Annotated in this window: 15 protein-coding genes and 1 pseudogene; 5 read left to right on the top strand and 11 right to left on the bottom strand. The window is 62.3% G+C overall.

Annotation, left to right across the window (positions count from 1 at the left end; all coding sequences use genetic code 11):
* Positions 1-25 precede the first annotated feature (25 nt).
* Positions 26-379: a diacylglycerol kinase gene (locus tag FFI89_RS13410; protein WP_138837239.1), complete on the bottom strand. Its 354-nt coding sequence runs from the start codon at positions 377-379 to the stop codon at positions 26-28.
* A 1-nt stretch (position 380) separates the two neighbouring features.
* Positions 381-1,769: a class II 3-deoxy-7-phosphoheptulonate synthase gene (locus FFI89_RS13405; protein ID WP_138837237.1), complete on the bottom strand. Its 1,389-nt coding sequence runs from the start codon at positions 1,767-1,769 to the stop codon at positions 381-383.
* Between the two features lie 177 nt (positions 1,770-1,946).
* Here FFI89_RS13405 and FFI89_RS13400 point away from each other — a divergent pair, with 177 nt between their 5' ends.
* On the top strand, positions 1,947-2,846 hold the full coding sequence (locus tag FFI89_RS13400) for an alpha/beta fold hydrolase (RefSeq protein WP_246669447.1): 900 nt from the start codon (positions 1,947-1,949) through the stop codon (positions 2,844-2,846).
* An 873-nt stretch (positions 2,847-3,719) separates the two neighbouring features.
* Here the strand turns inward: FFI89_RS13400 and FFI89_RS13395 are convergent.
* The 4 genes from FFI89_RS13395 to FFI89_RS13380 all read right to left on the bottom strand — a co-directional run bounded on the left by FFI89_RS13395 (position 3,720) and on the right by FFI89_RS13380 (position 6,336).
* Positions 3,720-4,643: a ketopantoate reductase family protein gene (locus tag FFI89_RS13395; protein WP_138837233.1), complete on the bottom strand. Its 924-nt coding sequence runs from the start codon at positions 4,641-4,643 to the stop codon at positions 3,720-3,722.
* A gap of 47 nt (positions 4,644-4,690) precedes the next feature.
* Entirely contained in the window at positions 4,691-5,002 is a 312-nt protein-coding gene (locus FFI89_RS13390; protein ID WP_138837232.1) for a HigA family addiction module antitoxin, read from the bottom strand.
* A gap of 10 nt (positions 5,003-5,012) precedes the next feature.
* Positions 5,013-5,291: a type II toxin-antitoxin system RelE/ParE family toxin gene (locus tag FFI89_RS13385; protein WP_138837230.1), complete on the bottom strand. Its 279-nt coding sequence runs from the start codon at positions 5,289-5,291 to the stop codon at positions 5,013-5,015.
* A gap of 193 nt (positions 5,292-5,484) precedes the next feature.
* Positions 5,485-6,336 (bottom strand): 3-hydroxybutyryl-CoA dehydrogenase, encoded by an 852-nt coding sequence (locus FFI89_RS13380; RefSeq protein WP_138837228.1) that lies wholly within the window; start codon positions 6,334-6,336, stop codon positions 5,485-5,487.
* Between the two features lie 102 nt (positions 6,337-6,438).
* On the opposite strand from FFI89_RS13380, the pseudogene FFI89_RS13375 reads away from it, so the two are divergent.
* Positions 6,439-6,772 (top strand): annotated as a pseudogene (locus FFI89_RS13375) (hypothetical protein).
* 111 nt (positions 6,773-6,883) lie between these two features.
* Here the strand turns inward: FFI89_RS13375 and FFI89_RS13370 are convergent.
* Positions 6,884-7,648 (bottom strand): DUF6602 domain-containing protein, encoded by a 765-nt coding sequence (locus tag FFI89_RS13370; protein ID WP_371722513.1) that lies wholly within the window; start codon positions 7,646-7,648, stop codon positions 6,884-6,886.
* Positions 7,649-7,830: 182 nt separating this feature from the next.
* On the opposite strand from FFI89_RS13370, the gene FFI89_RS13365 reads away from it, so the two are divergent.
* Positions 7,831-8,412 carry a hypothetical protein gene (locus FFI89_RS13365; protein ID WP_138837224.1) on the top strand — a complete coding sequence of 194 codons (582 nt, stop codon included), beginning with the start codon at positions 7,831-7,833 and terminating at the stop codon, positions 8,410-8,412.
* A gap of 348 nt (positions 8,413-8,760) precedes the next feature.
* On the opposite strand, the gene gor is transcribed toward FFI89_RS13365, so the two are convergent.
* The 4 genes from gor to FFI89_RS13345 form a co-directional block, all read right to left on the bottom strand.
* Complete coding sequence (gene gor, locus FFI89_RS13360; protein WP_138837222.1) at positions 8,761-10,161, bottom strand: glutathione-disulfide reductase; 1,401 nt, start codon at positions 10,159-10,161, stop codon at positions 8,761-8,763.
* Between the two features lie 83 nt (positions 10,162-10,244).
* Complete coding sequence (locus tag FFI89_RS13355) at positions 10,245-10,781, bottom strand: DUF2059 domain-containing protein (protein WP_138837221.1); 537 nt, start codon at positions 10,779-10,781, stop codon at positions 10,245-10,247.
* Positions 10,782-10,837: 56 nt separating this feature from the next.
* Positions 10,838-11,536 (bottom strand): ribose-5-phosphate isomerase RpiA, encoded by a 699-nt coding sequence (rpiA, locus tag FFI89_RS13350; RefSeq protein ID WP_138837218.1) that lies wholly within the window; start codon positions 11,534-11,536, stop codon positions 10,838-10,840.
* 138 nt (positions 11,537-11,674) lie between these two features.
* Positions 11,675-12,511, bottom strand: coding sequence for an SDR family NAD(P)-dependent oxidoreductase (locus FFI89_RS13345; protein WP_138837216.1), 837 nt, complete (start codon positions 12,509-12,511; stop codon positions 11,675-11,677).
* A gap of 68 nt (positions 12,512-12,579) precedes the next feature.
* Between FFI89_RS13345 and FFI89_RS13340 the strand changes: the two genes are divergently transcribed.
* Entirely contained in the window at positions 12,580-13,266 is a 687-nt protein-coding gene (locus FFI89_RS13340; protein ID WP_138837214.1) for an HAD hydrolase-like protein, read from the top strand.
* A 208-nt stretch (positions 13,267-13,474) separates the two neighbouring features.
* Entirely contained in the window at positions 13,475-13,963 is a 489-nt protein-coding gene (locus FFI89_RS13335; RefSeq protein ID WP_138837213.1) for a hypothetical protein, read from the top strand.
* Positions 13,964-14,096: the final 133 nt, after the last annotated feature.

Raw genomic sequence — 14,096 nt, 5'->3', positions numbered from 1 at the left:
GCGCAGCAGACTTCAATCGATTGATTTAGATCGCGCCCATGCGTTCGGCGAGGGCGAACAGCCAGAACCCGCCGGCCATCAGGAGCGCCACGCCCACGGCCGCCGATCCCATGTCCTTGACCCAGCCGATCTGCGGATCGTGGTCGGTGGTCAGGCGGTCGGCGAGCTTTTCGATCGCGGTATTGAGCAGCTCGACGACGAGGACGAACGCCACCGCCGCGACCAGTTCGAACCGGCGCATCGCCGTGGCGCCGACCAGCCACGCCAGCGGCAACGACAGCGCCAGCGCAAACAGCTCCTCGCGGACAGCCTGCTCCGACCGGATCGCAAAGGCGAGCCCGTTACGCGTGTTGACCGTGGCCCGCCAGAGTCGCAGCAAATCAGAGCCCTGCTGCGGCCGGCATCGGCTTTTCCTTACCCGCACGTTCCTGCTTGAGCAGTTCGGCGATCAGGAAGGCCATATCGATCGATTGTTCGGCGTTGAGGCGGGGATCGCAGACCGTGTGGTAGCGGTCGTTGAGGTCCTCGTCGGTGATGGCGCGCGCGCCGCCGATGCATTCGGTGACGTCCTGACCGGTCATCTCCAGATGCACGCCGCCGGCGTGGGTGCCTTCGGCGGCGTGGATGGCGAAGAACGACTTCACTTCCGACAGCACCCGGTCGAACGGGCGGGTCTTGTAGCCCGAGGTGGAGGTGATGGTGTTGCCGTGCATCGGATCGCACGACCACACGACCACGCGCCCTTCCCGCTTCACGGCACGGATCAGCGGGCCTAAGTGATCGCCGACCTTGTCGGCGCCGAAGCGGTTGATCAGCGTCAGCCGTCCCGGTTCGTTGTCGGGGTTGAGGATGTCGATCAGCTTCAGCAACTCGTCCGGCTTCAGCGACGGGCCGCATTTCAGGCCGATCGGGTTCTTGATGCCGCGGAAATATTCGACATGGCCGTGGTCCAGCTGGCGGGTGCGGTCGCCGATCCAGATCATGTGGCCCGAGGTCGCGTACCAGTCGCCGGTGGTGGAATCGACCCGGGTGAAGGCCTGCTCGTAGCCGAGCAGCAGCGCTTCATGGCTGGTGTAGAAATCGGTGGCGCGCAGTTCGGGATGGCTTTCGAGGTCGAGGCCGCAGGCGCGCATGAAGTTCAGCGCATCCGAAATGCGGTCGGCCAGTTCCTTGTAGCGACGGGACTGCGGCGAATCCTTGAGGAAGCCCAGCATCCACTGATGCACGCTGCCGAGATTGGCGAAGCCGCCGGTGGCGAACGCGCGCAGCAGGTTCAAGGTCGCCGCCGACTGCCGGTAGGCATTCAACTGCCGCTGCGGATCCGGGACCCGCGCTTCCTTGGTGAAGGCGATGTCGTTGATGATGTCGCCGCGATAGCTCGGCAGTTCGACACCATCGATCTTTTCGGTGTTCGACGAGCGCGGTTTGGCAAATTGCCCGGCGATGCGGCCGACCTTCACCACCGGCAGCGCGCCGGCATAGGTCAGGACCACGGCCATCTGGAGCAGCACGCGGAAAAAATCGCGGATGTTGTTGGCGCCGTGCTCGGCAAAACTCTCGGCGCAATCGCCGCCCTGCAGCAGGAAGGCCTCGCCGGCCGCGACGCGGCCTAACGCCTTCTTCAAATTGCGGGCCTCGCCGGCGAACACCAGCGGCGGAAACGTGGCCAACTGGGCCTCGACATCCGCCAATGCCTTGGCATCGGGATAACTGGGCATTTGCAGCACCGGCTTGGTGCGCCAGCTGTCGGGTGTCCACCGCTCGGACATGGGGGTTAACTCCTGAGCAAAAACCGCTACTTACCGGAAAGTCGCGAAGGGCCGCGTTATACACAGGCCGCAACCCAACCGCCAGCCAGATTTCCGGCTGTTTCGTCAAGCCCTTGCGAGAAAAGCCGAATTCGCATTTGCTGTGGCGCTCGCGAGATGCCCCAAGGAGGAGACACGGTGGCCGAGCCGGGTCTGGACGACGTCTTTGTCGATGATATCACGCTGCCGGCGGCCGATGGCTATCCGCTGGCGGCGACGCTGTTTTTGCCGCGCGGCACCAAGCGCAACGCCGTCCTGATCAATTCGGCAACCGCCGTACCCCGCAAACTCTACCGCGGCTTTGCCGGCTACCTCGCCAAGCGCGGCTGCGCGGTTCTGACCTACGACTATCGCGGCACGGGGGACTCCAGGCAGAAATCGCCGACCGGCAACCAGCCGAAGTCGCTGGTCGGCTTCAAGGCCTCGATGTCGGACTGGGCGGCGCAGGATATCACCGCCGCTGTGGCGTGGATGCGCCAGCGCTATCACGGCATGCCGTTCGCCTATGTCGGGCACTCCTTCGGCGGCCAGGCGCTCGGGCTGCTGCCGAACAATACCGAGATTTCGCGCGCGCTGTTGATCGCGGCGCAGGCCGGCTACTGGAAGCTGATGACGGCGCCGGAACGCTATCGCGTCTATGCGCTGCTGAATTTCATCGGCCTGCCGCTCACCCGCGCGCTCGGCTACATGCCGGGCAAGGCTGGGCTCGGCATGGACCTGCCAAAGGATGCGTTCCTGCAATGGGTCTCCTGGGTAATGAGCCCGCGCTATCTCTTCGATTCCAAACTCGAGGCGTTGCAGAATTTTCCGAACTACCACGGCGCGTTGCGCGCGCTGTGCCTGTCCGACGATCCCTGGGCGACACGGCCGGCGGTCGAATTGCTGTGCTCGGGCTTCACCTCGATCAAGCCCGAGATCATCACCGTAACGCCCGCCGACACCGGCGTCACCTCGATCGGCCACATGGGTTTTTTCCGAAGCGAACACCGCGACACGCTGTGGCGTGGCGCCGCGGAATGGATTCAGGCGGGGGAGTAGGTCTCCACTTTCTTTGAAGGTGATTAACACCGTCATTGCAATGACAGAGGAGAGAGCGAAGCTCCCGACACCGTCATCCCCCGCGCATGCGGGGGATCCAGTACGCCGCGGCCTATCGATTCTATCACTGACGCCTCTGGGATACTGGATCGTCCGCCTTCGCGGACGATGACAGCGGAAATTGGTCTCGCGGCGCGATGCGCCCGGAGTTTTGCTGGAAATCCTCACCCTCCCGAAAATCAGAGGGCGCAGGGAAGACCGGGTGCGCGCTGCACCCGCGGTCTCGCGTGCAATGTGCATCGAAGAATGCGCACACGAGCATACAGGTTCAGCGGAGAACACCCGGCCTTCCCTGCGCAATGGCTTTACGGCTTATACGAGTTCGCCCTGGTGACCGGCTTTCTTGCCACCATCACCGTGAGAGGCTTTCGCCTCTACACGACTTGACGCCAGCACCGGGGCGTCAGGCCCACACGACTTCACCGTACGCTTGTGGTCGCGCTCGTCAGTCACAACCTTCGCGTCCACCGCTCCCTGTCCCTCGTTTGCGACGATGGCCTACGCCCCTTGGTGGGACAGGATGGCGGGAGTTGTGGAGTTGATTTGCCCGACGAGGCCAGCGAAATATTTTTGCGCGAAGGACTGGACATACTTTTTGTGATTTGCCCGTCGGGTTATTTTGTCACACCACGCGGCTTCAATTCGCCGTTGCGCGGCGACCCGACTCGGTATCCGCGCACGCCGTGACGACGCAACCTGAGTGTCATCGCCCGGCTTGACCGGGCGATCCAGTACGCCGCGGCCTATCGGCTTCATCATAAACGCCTCTGGAATACTGGATCACCCGCTTACGCGGGTGACGACAGCAAACACTCAGGCCGGCTTGCCCATGACGTACGGCTTCAGCATCGCATACATCGTGCCGTGCGTCGGGGTGGGCACGCCGAGCTGGCGGCCGAGTTCGACCACCTTGCCGCTGAGCCAGGGCAGCTCCAGCCGGTTGCCGCGGTCGAGATCGAGCGCCATCGAGGCCTTCATGGCCGGCGGCGCGTGGCCGATGAAGTCGGTGATCTTCGCCAGCGCATCCGGCGGCAGCGGCACGCCCTTGGCGCGGCCGACATCGATCACTTCCTGGAACGCGGCCAAAATCACCGGGCGAATATCGGGATCGTCGCGCAGTCTGCCGATCGGCTGCCGCGTCGAGGCGGTGATGCCGGCATTGCTGGCGAGCAGCACGAACTTCATCCAGAGTTCGGTGACAATCTGCTCGCTCAAGGTGACGTCGAAGCTAGCCTTCTGACAGAGCGCGAGGAAATCCATGGCCCGTTGGCTGCGCCTGCCGTCGAGCTCGCCGAAGATCATGCGCATGAAGGTGCCGACCTGGGTGATGACGCCGGGCGCGGTGATCGAGGCGCTGATCTGGGCGACGCCACCCATCACCGCCTTGGGGCCGAGGATCGGCAACAGCCGCTCGGCGGCGTCGATCCCGTTCTGCAGCGGGATCACCGCGGTATCGGCACCGACCAGCGGCTTGATCGCCTCGCCCGCGCTCTCGACGTCCCAGAGCTTGACGCAGAACAGCACCACATCGACCGCGCCGACGCGTTTGGGATCGTCGGTGGCCTGCGTCGGCACCACATGGGTCTCGCCGCGGCCGCCCTCAATTTTCAGGCCTTGGCTTTTCATGGCCGCGAGATGCGCGCCCCGCGCGATGAAGGTGACGTCGGCGCCAGCTTTCGCCAGCGCCGCACCAAATCCGCCTCCGACGCCGCCGGCGCCGACAACCGCAATACGCATGACGTGTTCCTTGGATGGCCGTTATGTAGGATGGCTGGAGCGTGCCTTCAGGCAACTTCCAATGTCGGAATGTTCTTGATCTTGTCTCCGAGCTCTTGTTCAGCCTGATACAAATCGTACCGCTTCTGCAGATTGAGCCAGAGGTCAGGACCGTTTCCGCACAGTTTCCCAAGCCGTAGCGCCATGACAGGAGTAACCGGCTGCTTTTCCGTCAAGACGTCATAAAGCGCCTGACGCGAGACGCCGAGCAGTTTGGCGATTTCCGTCTTGGGCCGCTCAAGCGCCGGCAAAATCTCCTCGCGAAGAAGTTCACCGGGATGCATGGGTGGCAAGCCTCGCTTCGGGAGCTTCTTGGTCATGAGTCCGTCCTCAGTGATAGTCTTCCAGATCGACATCGATGGCATCGCCTTCGATCCAACCGAAAGTAATGCGCCAGTTTCCGCTGGCGTTGACCGCGTAACGGCCCTTGTCGCGACCAACAAGCGCGTGAAAACGGAAGCCCGGCAAATTCATGTCCTCCGGGCGCGAGGCATCATCCAGAGCCCGTAGAATATTTGCTATCCGACTCACATTCTGGACGCTGAGCCGGCGCCCGTCTCCGGTCGCGAAAAACCGTTCAAGGGCTTTGTTCCGGAACGAGCGGATCATGACCAAATGTAAAGCAACACCTTACAACTGTCAAGCAGTGCTTTACAATGAACATTTGTCCGCAAGGCGGATTAGCGACTTGTCCGCCTTAGCTCGAAGAACGACGGCGGAAAGCGTAATCCGGCCGCCTTGCCGCGCGAAGAGGGTGGGTTACGCCTTACGGCTAACCCACCCTACGCAGCGGCCGCAGCCGTTATTTCCCGTAACTGTAAAACCCCTGCCCGGTCTTGCGGCCGAGATGGCCGGCGGCGACCATTTCCTTCAAGAGCGGCGCCGGGCGGTATTTCGGATCGTTGAAGCCTTCGTAGAAGACTTCCATCACCGACAGCATGGTGTCGAGCCCGATCATGTCGGCCAGCGCCAGCGGCCCGATCGGGTGGTTGCAGCCGAGCTTCATGCCGGCGTCGAGATCCTCGGCGGTGGCGATGCCCTCCTGCAGCGCGAAGATCGCCTCGTTGATCATCGGGCACAGGATGCGGTTGACCGCAAAGCCCGGGCTGTTCTTCGCGGTGATCGCGACCTTGCCGACCCGTTTTGCAAATTCGGCGGCCTTGGCGTGGGTGTCGTCGGAGGTCTGCAGGCCCCGGATCAATTCCAACAGCGCCATCAGCGGCACCGGATTGAAGAAATGCATGCCGATGAAGCGATCCGGCCGGTCGGTCGCGGCGGCAAGCTTCGTGATCGAGATCGAGGAGGTGTTGGTGGCAAGCAGCGCCGACGGCCGCAGCTTGGTGCAGAGATCCTTCAGGATCTTGATCTTCAGATCCTCGTTCTCGGTTGCGGCCTCGATCACCAGGTCGCAATCGGCGAGTTTGGCGCTGTCCGTGGTGGTGGCGATGCGCTTGAGCGCGGCCTGGCGGTCGGCGTCGGTCATCTTCTGCTTGTTGACCAGCCGCTCCAGGCTGCCGGTCACGACAGACATGCCCCGCGCCAGCGCGGCCTCGGAAATATCGGTCATGATCACCGATAGCCCCGCCGCCGCGCAGACCTGCGCGATCCCGTTGCCCATCGTGCCCGCGCCGACGATACCGATTTTCTCAATCATGGTTTTGGTAACTCCGTTATCCCTGTGCTGGCGGATAGCGTTAGCAGAGGGCGGCGGGGATCGGTAGCCCATTGCAAGCACCCTGCAAGCACGAAGAAGGAGATCCGCGAGGCCGACCACGCGGAGGCCTATGCCTGGTCGGTCCCCGATGGAAGGCTATGGCGGCCCGGCGCAGCCCTCGCCCACGATCGGCCAATGCCTCAACGGCGGACTGCGCTGGCTCGAAGTGGAGTGCAACCGCTGCAAGACCCGCGCGGGCCTGCTGCTCGACGCCTTCCGCCGGCCGCGCAACACGCCGCTGTGGAAACTCGAGGCCTCGCTGAAATGCCGCAACTGCCGCAACTGCCGCTACGCGCCGCCGGTGCACATGATCAAGCTGACGGAGTCGCTGGAAATCACGCCGTACAAGTGGGTGCATCCGAGCGAGGAGCGGTGATGCGGTGTTTCGGCCTACTCCCAGACCAGAGAGAAAGACAGTTTGGAATTGCAAAGTCCAAATTGCTTTTTTTGTCTGAGCAGTCGCGGCACCGACTGTCAGTTCACGAGCCTAGGACAGAGACGTCCAAGTGCCACTTAATAGGCTCGCGTAATCTTGATACGGAGTTTCTTTGCGCCGACCGGCTTCCCGCTCTATGAAATTTAGGATTGTGAAGTAAAAACTAGTAATCGCGCTACCGTTGGAGTCCTCAAGGCGACCGCGATTGTGGTTTAGATTCACAAAACCACGATTTAGCACGTACACATTGTCGATCAGATGCTCGCCCTTGTCGCAATTCGCCTGAAAGCGTTTGGCTTCGGATTGCAGCCATGTGGGCGCCACGAGGTCCGATTCATAGGCGAACACACAGTGCAAGTAACGCACAAGATTCTTACTTTCATTTCCTGTACCGATGTCAATTCCTGCAAGAGCTAGCTTAAACGGCCGCAGCGACCGTAATTTTCTCGCCGCATCACAACTCTTCTTTACCTCATTTGCGTTCAGCTTCGATTTCACTTCGATACTAACCAGCAAGGCCTCAGCGGGAAGAATATGGATAGCACCGTCACTGAATGAAAAATCTCGTGTCTGGTCAAACACTAGTACGTCGAGTTGGGGCCCCACCGTGTTGAGCTGGTCTACAACTTCACCACTGGCCACACCATATCGCTTGGGAAGACGCTGCTCTAAGAAGAGTCGGAAAGCATCTTCGCGCTTCGTTCCCTTGATACCGGAGTGGCCAACAGCGCTGGTCTCCAGTAGCGCGGCACCGAAGTGATTGAGGGCCGCCGCAAACCGCGCATTGAATGCCGGAATAGGTTTCGATTTCAGCATAGCCAACTTGCCTCTCCACAATAACCGATAGCAGCTGCAACATCGCAAAGCATGTCGCCCGGCCATATCGCCACGTCGACATCTTAGGATTGAAATTGCTAATCTCACAAGTTAAGGCTTAACTGCCCTCTCGGGCGAGAAAGATTCCCTCCGCGTCGGCGAACCACAAGGGTAGTAGATCGATGCCTGATCGAACATTCCTTATCGAATATCCGCTCTATCGATCGTTCGCCTTTAAGGGCCCGAGCACGCTCAATCAGTGGCCCAAAGTTTCAATAAACATGAATTGCTCGGTTTGCCGAAGCTCTCAGACCTTCAATATGACGAGTGAGTACTACAACGAATACTTAGTTGCCGCCGGCTATATCAACTATCCGGCGCAAAATACCACCGTCCAGCTGAGATATCGATGCGAACACTGCTCAGATTTCGAGCGCGTATTCGTCATCCGGATCAACGAAGGTTGCCAGTCGATTGTTAAGATCGGACAGTATCCAGCTTGGGACGTCAAGGGCGATCCGGGAGTCGAAAAACTGCTGGGGACGCATGCCAGTTATTTCAAGCGGGGATTGATATGCGAATCCCAAGGGTACGGGATTGGCGCCTTCGCATATTACAGACGAATTGTTGAAGAGATAATAGACGGCCTCCTTGACCAAGTGAGCGACCTGCTCTCAGGAGAAGAGAAAATAAAATATGCTGAGGCACTTGCGAGAACGAAGACAACACGAGTGACGAGCGAAAAAATAGACCTAGTACCTTAGCAAATCAGATCCGGAAAAGACCTATTACTCACATGCACTGGGACACCCCGTACCGGGAAGGCCATTCAAAACTCTTACAGAGCGCGACTTCCCGAATTTTATCGAGGATTGTCAATATATACGAGAGGAGCTTTCAGCCCTTGGTGAATTTCTCAGAAAAAAATCCTCGACGTTTCCGGAGCGATTTTTGAAACCAATTGCAAGACAGAATAAAGCTCTCCTTCAAGTGCGCCAAACCGCCAAACCATCGCAGCCTCAGAGACCACCTTCCTCACCGAAACTTTCACCGGAGCAGCAGCGGGCCAAAGAAGCAAAGGACGCCCGCCAAAAGAAAACCCGCTAGCCCTCCTACTCCGCCGCCGCTTCCCGCACATACCTCGCCGTTGGCGTCCGCATCGTCACCAGTTCCTCGGCCGCCGTCGGGTGCACCGCGATCGTCGCGTCGAAATCGGCTTTGGTCGCCTTCATCTTCACCGCGATCGCGACCGCCTGCGTGATTTCGGCGGCGGCTTCGCCGACGATGTGGCAGCCGACGACGCGGTCGGTCGCGCCGTCGACCACGAGCTTCATCAGCATGCGGGTGTCGCGACCGGACATCGTCGCCTTGATCGGACGGAAATCGGTCTTGTAGATATCGACATGCGAGAACTGCGCGCGGGCCTCGGCTTCGGTCAGCCCGACGGTGCCGACTTCGGGCTGCGAGAACACCGCGGTCGGGATGGTGGCGTGGTCGACCTGCACGGGGCGCTTGCCGAACACGGTGTCGGCGAAGGCATGGCCCTCGCGGATCGCCACCGGCGTCAGGTTGTGGCGGTGGGTGACGTCACCGATCGCATAGATGTTGTCGACCGACGACTTTGACCAGCCGTCGACGGCGATGCCGCCGTTTCTCGGGTTGATGGCGACGCCGGCGGTTTCCAGCCCGAGACGCCCGACGTTCGGATGCCGCCCGATCGCGAACATCACCTGGTCGGAGGCGATGCTCGATCCGTTCGACAGGTGCGTGGTGAACTCTTTGGTGAACTCTTGGCCGTGCTTGTCGATCCTGTTGACGGTGCAACCGGTGAGAATGGTGATCCCCTGCTTTTCCATCTCCGCCCGCACGTGCCTGCGGACGTCCTCGTCAAAACCGCGCAAAATGTTGTCGCCGCGATAGACCACCGTGACGTCGGAACCGTAGCCGGCAAAGATGCCGGCGAATTCCAGCGCGATATAGCCGCCGCCCTGGATCACGATGCGCTTCGGCAGTTGCTTCAGGTGAAACGCCTCGTTGGAGGAGATCACGTGCTCGATGCCGGGAAACGCCGCGCCGTGGTTGGGGGCGCCGCCGGTCGCGATCAGGATGTACTTCGCGGTGACCTTCTCGCCGGTCGCAAGCCGCACCGTGTGGGCGTCTTCCAGCACCGCGCGGGTCTTCACCACCTTGGCGCCGCTGTTCTCCACATTGGTGGTGTAGATGGACTCCAGCCGCGCGATCTCCTTGTCCTTGTTGGCGACCAGCGTCGGCCAGTCGAAGGAGACCTCGCCGATGGTCCAGCCGAAGCCCGCGGCGTCCTCGATCTCGTGCCTGACGTGGGAGCCGATCACGAACAGCTTTTTCGGGACGCAACCGCGGATCACGCAGGTGCCGCCCATCCGGTATTCCTCGGCGACCACGACCCTGGCGCCGTAGCCGGCCGCGATGCGCGCCGCGCGCACGCCGCCCGAGCCGCCCCCGATGACGAACAGATCGACGTCGAACTCAGCCATGGCTCTGCCCTCAAGAAATGAAGCCCGATCCAGGGACCGGGCTCCAGTTAATATAGTATCGTTTGGATCACGCGATAGCTCGCTCAGATCGGCTTGCCGCGCTTCTTCATCTCGGTACGAAACGCGGCATCGACGGTAGCCGCGAACTGCTGCGCCCACTGGTTCATGTAGGACATGCTGAACTGGATGGCGCGGGGCTCGGTCACCAGCAGCTTGGTGCCCAGCGGCGACTTGTAGAACGTCACCAGGTCCTTCAGCTCCTGCTCGGTGAACTCGTTGCCGTAGATCTGCGCCATGCCGTCGCCGATTTCCTTTTCCTTACCGGCGAGAGACTTGGCGACAATCACCGCGACCTCGCCGAGGTCCTTCTGGTAGTTGAGGTTGTTCTGGATCAGGCCGTTCTTGGTCTGCTCGACGAGATTGGGAACGGCGTTGGCGTACATCGCGGCCGCGTTCTTCATCGTCAGGATTTCCTTGGCCGCCGCGAGGGCAGCCGGCGACGCCGGCTTCAGCGGCTGCGCTGCGGGCGCATCCTTCTGCTGCGCGCTCGCCGGCGCAGCTGACAGCGCCAGTCCCAGCGCGAGGCCGGCAGCCGACAAGATCCGTGAAAAGCTCTTCATTCCAATTCTCCTCGATGTGCGGCGTTACCGCCTTCAGCTACGCGAATTTCCTGCAACTAGGTTCTTGCGACCACGCGAATTCCCTGCGCGCCCGCCAGCACGGCCGTGGTGGCCAGGCCGATGAACAGGCCGTGTTCGACGACGCCCGGGATCGGGTTCAACAGCCCCGCCAGGCGCGGCGCATCGGCGATCCGCCCGAGATGGGCGTCGATAATCCAGTGGCCGCCATCGGTGACAAAAACGTGGCCGTCCTTGCCCTTCCGGACCACCATTTGCCCGGAAATGCCGCTTTCCGCAAAGGCTTTGGCCATCGCCCGCTGCGTCGCCGCCAGTCCGAACGGGATCACCTCGACAGGCAGGGGGAAACGGCCGAGGACATCGACCCATTTGGTCTCGTCGGCGATCACGATCATGCGATCCGAGGCCGCGGCCACGATCTTTTCGCGCAGCAGCGCGCCGCCGCCGCCCTTGATCAGGTTGAGCGCGCCATCGATCTCGTCGGCGCCGTCGACCGTAAGATCGAGCCGGTCGATCTTGTCCAGCGTGGTCAGCGGAATTTTGCAGCGCTCGGCGTCGATGCGCGTCGCTTCCGAGGTCGGCACGCCGATCACCTTCATGCCGGCGGCGACCTTCTCGCCGAGCAGTTCGACGAAGTGTTTGGCGGTCGAGCCGGTGCCGAGCCCGAGCTGCATGCCGTCGCGGACATGCTCCAGCGCCTTAGCCGCCGCCTGCCGTTTCAGTGCGTCCATATCCACGTGAAAACAATGCCTCTCGAGAAACTGGGCTCTCTGCGGGGGGAACCCCGCCGGTGGGGGCTTCTCTAGCGTCGTTTTGGCCCCGGGAACAGCCTTCTACAGGTGGATTTTGCGCGGGTGGATTTTGCGCTGGGCGATTTATGAGGCCGTGACCGCATCCATGGCGGCCAGAATCGCGGCAAACCGGTCCTCGACCTCGGCGCGCATGCCGGGATGGGTGAAGATGTAGAGCTGGTCGTCGCGGATGGCCGTGATGACGCGGGCGGCGACGTCGGCGGGATCGAGCCCGGCCTGCAGATTTTTGGCGATTTCGGCGACCATGGCCGCCGCGGGGCTCGCCGGATCGAGCGGCTGCGACGCGCCGTAACGCGGCGGGCGGTTGCGCCCGCTCTCGCCGATCCGGGTGCGGACATAACTCGGGCACAGCACGCTGACGCCGATGCCGTGCGGCCTGAGCTGGGCGTGCAGCCCCTCCGACATGCTGACGACCGCGAACTTGTTGGCGCCGTAGGGGCTGAATCCGAGGCCGCCCTGCATCCCCGCCATCGAGGCGGTATTGACGATGTGGCCGCCTTCGCCATGCGCGCGGATATGCGGCAGAAAGCTTCGGATGCCGTGCAGCACGCCCATCAGGTTGACGTCGATCACCCAGCGCCAGTTATCGAGCGAGATATGGTCGATGCCGCCGCCGGCGGCGACGCCGGCATTGTTGCAGACCACATGGACGTTGCCGAACGCGGCGAATGTGGCCTGCGCGGCCCGTTCGACGCTGGCGGCGTCAGAGACGTCGCAGACGGTGCCGGCGATGTCGGGCGAGATCCGGCGCAGGCTCTCGACGGCGGTGCCGAGCGCACCGGTCTCGATGTCGGCGATCATCACCTTCATACGGGCTTGCGCGAACGCCTGCGCCATCGAAAGCCCGATTCCCCCGGCCCCGCCGGTCACGAAGGCCGTCTTGCCGGCAAGCTCCCGCATGGCAGTTCCTCCCGCGATTGGAACTTCCCTACTTGCATGAAGCCGCCGCCACGGATAGCGAATTCCAGATGACGCTTCCCCGCACGCTGGTATTCGATCTCGACGGCACCCTCGTCGACACCGCGCCCGATCTGATCGCGGCGCTCAATTTCGTACTCGACCGCGAAGGCCTGCCGCCGGTACCGCTGCACAAGGCGCGCAACATGATCGGCGCCGGCGCCCGCAAGCTGCTCGAACGCGGGCTCGAGGTCGACGGCCGCACCATCGGCGTCGGTGAACTCGACCGGCTGACCAAGGACTTCATCGACTATTATGCCGACCATATCGCCGACGCATCGCGTCCGTTCGAGGGGCTGGAAGCCGCCCTCGACCACCTGCAGGGCCAGGGATTTCAGTTCGCGGTGTGCACCAACAAGCTGGAATGGCTGTCCAAACGCCTGCTCGACCAGCTCGGCATGAGCAAGCGATTTGCGGCGATCTGCGGCGCCGACACGTTCGGCGTCGCCAAACCCGACCCCGTGATCCTGCAGCAGACGCTGGCCCGGGCGGGCGGGCAGTTGTCGTCGGCCATCATGGTCGGGGACGCCGGCCCCGATGTCGGCGTGGCCCGGCGGGCCGGAATCCCCGTGATCGGGGTCGAATTCGGCTACACCGATATCCCGATCGCCGAATTGAAGCCGGACCGGCTGATCGGGCACTTTCGCGACCTGCCGGAGGCCGTCCATAGCCTGACCGGGGCCATGTCCCGCCCCTAGGTTTTGACGCGTTTTCTTCACGCGAACCGGTGTCCACTTCGCTCGAAAACGCTTTAACCCTCTGAATCGATGCGCAGATATGCGAGCGTCCGGTTCCAGCGTTAACCATCCTTTAACGATTTCGCCCGGCGCGGTTGCAGCTCTGTTCCGGCACTCCTATGGTCCCAAAAGGGGATTGTGGCGGATTGCCACAGTAGAGTGACCGATCATGCGTCGTGTTATCGCGATTGCCGTTACCGGGATCAGCCTCGCCGGCTGCTCCTCGTTTTCCCTCGATTCCTTCAAGCCGACGCCGCCACCGGTCCAGGTCCAGCTCGAATCGACGCCGCCGGGCGCCGATGCCACCACCTCGCTCGGACCCGGCTGCAAGACACCCTGCTCGGTCACCGTGCCGGCGCCCGACGCCGGCTTCGCCGTCACCTTCGCGCTGCCCAGGTTCCAGCCGGTCACGGTTCCCGTCCAAGTGATCCGGAGCCCCGGCGATTTCGCCAACCCCGCCTCCACCACCATCGAGCCGAGCCCGGTATTTGCCGAACTGAAGCCGGCCGCGCCGCCGCCGAAGGTGCGAAAGCCGATGCGGCCGAAAAAACCGAAGAAGCCGAAGGCGGCCCCCGCCGACGCCGCGTCGCCGTTCCCGGATACGACACCTGCCCCGGCCCAGGCTCCTGCCCCCGCAACCGCGCCCGCAACCCGCTGATCGGTTTTCCAAATCGCCCGATGCGCCGCACCGCACCAAAAAGCTGCACATCGTGTGCGGCTTGTTGTAGCTGCCTTGCAACGTGCCTAGATTGTGCTAGCGGGAGTCTCGACGTCGCGGCCCCCGCGCCGAA

The sequence above is a fragment of the Bradyrhizobium sp. KBS0727 genome (assembly GCF_005937885.2).
Lineage (GTDB): Bacteria > Pseudomonadota > Alphaproteobacteria > Rhizobiales > Xanthobacteraceae > Bradyrhizobium.
This window is presented reverse-complemented; position numbering and strand designations above follow the sequence as displayed.